This window comes from Pseudomonas sp. TWP3-1, from assembly GCF_049896625.1.
Lineage (GTDB): Bacteria > Pseudomonadota > Gammaproteobacteria > Pseudomonadales > Pseudomonadaceae > Aquipseudomonas.
Genome location: NZ_JAFCUQ010000052.1, coordinates 1 through 517, shown reverse-complemented (window position 1 = coordinate 517; position 517 = coordinate 1). Strand labels below are relative to the sequence as shown.

At 54.7% G+C, this 517-nt stretch carries 1 pseudogene; it reads right to left on the bottom strand.

Annotated features, from left to right (window positions below):
- Positions 1–13: 13 nt before the first annotated feature.
- Positions 14–517, bottom strand: a pseudogene (locus ACP7BN_RS27695) (IS4-like element ISRba2 family transposase); the annotation flags it as partial.

Below are 517 nucleotides of genomic sequence, written 5' to 3'. Positions count from 1 at the left end.
GGTATCTACACATCTAAGTTCTTCGGCTGGCCATCCAGCCGATGGCTTCTTTAGCAAAAGCCGCCAGCTCCTCTGGGGTGTGTTGCTCCAACGTCTCACACATGGCCAAAAGCATGTATAAGCCCGCCAGCACCGCTGAAGCAGTAACCGGCTGTGAACGCTTCATTTGGCGGCCAGACAAGCGCACCAGAAAGTCCCGTGTTTGTTCAGCAAACTCACCTTCCGCCCGCATGATTCGCCAACTCACCGCACAAGCCTGACTGGCAATCAGCAGCCGTTTGAACACAGCTTCACCGCTTTCTTGCTGCCAATTTTCCAACTGATGCCCGCCGCCTTTGAGCAGCTTGAAGTAGGACTCGATGCGCCAACGCCAGTAATACCAAAGAGCCAATTGCTCGCCTGCAACCTGCTGTTCAAGATTGCTCAGCAAATACCATTCAGCCAGCAAACTACCGTCTGCGCCCATGATTCGGCTAATGATCAGCCGTGCCGGCAAGGGCTCTCCAGCCTTGTGCAG